This is a genomic window from Pseudomonas sp. OA65 (genome assembly GCF_017498305.1).
Lineage (GTDB): Bacteria > Pseudomonadota > Gammaproteobacteria > Pseudomonadales > Pseudomonadaceae > Aquipseudomonas > Aquipseudomonas zanjanensis.
Genome location: NZ_JAGDEZ010000090.1, coordinates 1 through 2,427 on the forward strand (window position 1 = coordinate 1; position 2,427 = coordinate 2,427).

Here is a 2,427-nt window from a genome sequence, read left to right on the forward strand (position 1 = left end):
GTATGCGTCCGGCCAACACACCTTCCTGACCCCGACGCCAAAGGCGATGGTGTCCACCTGATTTAAGTGGACACCATTTCTAGCCTTTTAAGCGGGTCTTTCATGCAGCCACAACGCCGTTCTTACTCCAAATCCTTCAAGGCCCAGGTCATTCAAGAGTGTTCCCTGCCCGGGGCCTCGATTGCCAGCGTTGCGCTGAGCCACAGCCTCAACGCGAACCTCGTCCATAAATGGATTCGAGTGCAAACGCAGAAAGCCATGGCGCTGCAACCTGCTTTCATTCCGCTGCCCTTGCAGTTAGCCGGAGCAAATTCGCAAGCCACGTCATCGACTATCTGCCTCGAAATCCCACACCCGCGCGGCACCGTGAAAGTGAACTGGCCGACCGAAAGCGCCGCTGCCTGTGCCACCTTTCTGCGAGATCTGTTGCGATGATCCGCATCGACGCCATCTGGCTCGCCACTGAGCCCATGGACATGCGCGCCGGTACCGAGACCGCGCTAGCCAGAGTGATCGCGGTCTTCGGTGCGGCGAAGCCGCACTGCGCTTATTTGTTTGCCAATCGCCGGGCCAATCGCATGAAAGTGCTGGTACACGATGGGATTGGTGTTTGGTTGGCCGCACGTCGCTTGAACCAGGGCAAGTTTCACTGGCCAAGCCTTCGACAAAGCAGCGAAATGCAGTTGGATACCGAACAACTTCAGGCCTTAGTGCTCGGACTACCTTGGCAACGTGTTGGAGCCGGCGGTGCAATCACGCTGCTTTAAAAACTGTAATTAGCGTCTTGGCTGGCTGTCGCAAGTGGCCTGCTTTGGTAAAATCCACGGCATGACGTCCTCACCCAATCTCGATCAAATGACTCCCGACCAGCTACGTGCATTCGCTGCGCAGTTGCTGTCGCAAGTCGAGACCCTGGGCAAGACGGTTGAAACCATGGGCAAGACAGTTGACACCATGGGCAAGAAGATCAACCGCGATCAAACGGTGATCGAGAAACTGACCCACGAAATCGCGCAACTCAAGCGTTTGAAGTTTGCCAAGCGTAGCGAGCAGATGAATCCTGAGCAGGCCAGTCTGCTCGATGACCTGATCGATACCGATATCGCGGCGATTGAGGCCGAGCTTCAAGCCTTGCAAATAGCGCCAGCGACGACCGAGAAAAAGCAAAAGCCCAAGCGCACGGCATTGCCGGCGGAATTCCCACGCACGTTGATCCATCATGAACCGGACAACACTCGCTGCCCTTGCGGCTGCGCACTCAAGCGTATCGGTGAAGACGTCAGCGAAAAGCTGGACTACACACCCGGCGTGTTCACCGTCGAACGCCATGTTCGTGGCAAGTGGGTTTGCGATGACTGCGAAACGCTGATCCAAGCGCCCGTACCGGCGCAGGTCATCGACAAAGGTATCCCAACGGCAGGCTTACTTGCCCACGTCATGATCGCGAAGTTCGCTGACCATTTGCCGCTCTACCGCCAGGAATCGATTTTCGGTCGCGCCGGCTTGGCGATTCCACGCTCCACTTTGGCTCAATGGGTTGGAATGACGGGTGTGCAATTACAGCCCCTGGTCGATGCCCTGCGTGACGTAGTGATGGGACAGCAAGTCATCCACGCGGATGAAACACCGGTACAGATGCTTGCTCCAGGTTCGAAGAAAACCCACCGGTCTTATGTTTGGGCTTACGCCACGAGCCAGTTCTGCGAAACAGCCGCTGTCGTCTACGACTTCAGCCCCAGCCGCGCCGGTGAGCATGCTCGCAACTTCCTGCAAGGCTGGAAAGGTAAGTTGGTCTGCGACGACTTTGGCGGTTACAAGGCCAGCTTCGAACTCGGCGTGACCGAGATCGGCTGCATGGCCCATGCCCGACGCAAGTTTTTCGAATTGCACGCGACCAACAAAAGCCAGATCGCCGAGCAGGCCCTGCGCTACATCCAGTTGCTGTACGAAATCGAGAGCGAAGTGCGTGATCTGGAACCGGATTTACGGTGCCGAATACGACAAGAAAAAGCCGCTCCGGTGATGGATAGATTGCATGTCTGGATGATCGCCCAGCGTGATCTTGTGCCCGAAGGTTCGGCCATCAGCAGAGCACTCGATTACAGTCTCAAACGCTGGGCAGCGCTGTCGCGCTACCTCGATGATGGGGCCGTCCCCATTGATAATAACTGGGCGGAGAACCAGATCCGGCCGTGGGCTCTTGGACGCAAAAACTGGCTCTTCGCTGGGTCGCTACGTAGCGGAAAACGGGCGGCAGCGATCATGAGTTTGATCCAGTCTGCGCGGCTGAATGGTCATGACCCGTACGCCTATCTAAAGGATGTTCTCACGCGTTTACCGACGCAGCGGGCGAGTGAAATCGAGCTGCTGCTTCCGCATAAGTGGCAGCCGGTTTAATCACGCAAGATGTGATGCCCGGACGCATAC

General features: G+C 56.9%; 3 protein-coding genes. All 3 read left to right on the forward strand.

The features are described from left to right. Positions 1–102 precede the first annotated feature (102 nt). The 3 genes from J3361_RS29190 to J3361_RS29200 all read left to right on the forward strand — a co-directional run bounded on the left by J3361_RS29190 (position 103) and on the right by J3361_RS29200 (position 2,397). Positions 103–435 (forward strand): transposase, encoded by a 333-nt coding sequence (locus J3361_RS29190; RefSeq protein WP_153426356.1) that lies wholly within the window; start codon positions 103–105, stop codon positions 433–435. Then, positions 432–767 carry an IS66 family insertion sequence element accessory protein TnpB gene (gene tnpB / locus J3361_RS29665; protein WP_046064675.1) on the forward strand — a complete coding sequence of 112 codons (336 nt, stop codon included), beginning with the start codon at positions 432–434 and terminating at the stop codon, positions 765–767. The genes J3361_RS29190 and tnpB overlap by 4 nt, the downstream gene beginning before the upstream one ends. Before the next feature lie 61 nt (positions 768–828). Further along, positions 829–2,397: an IS66 family transposase gene (locus tag J3361_RS29200; protein WP_041476245.1), complete on the forward strand. Its 1,569-nt coding sequence runs from the start codon at positions 829–831 to the stop codon at positions 2,395–2,397. Positions 2,398–2,427 lie beyond the last annotated feature (30 nt).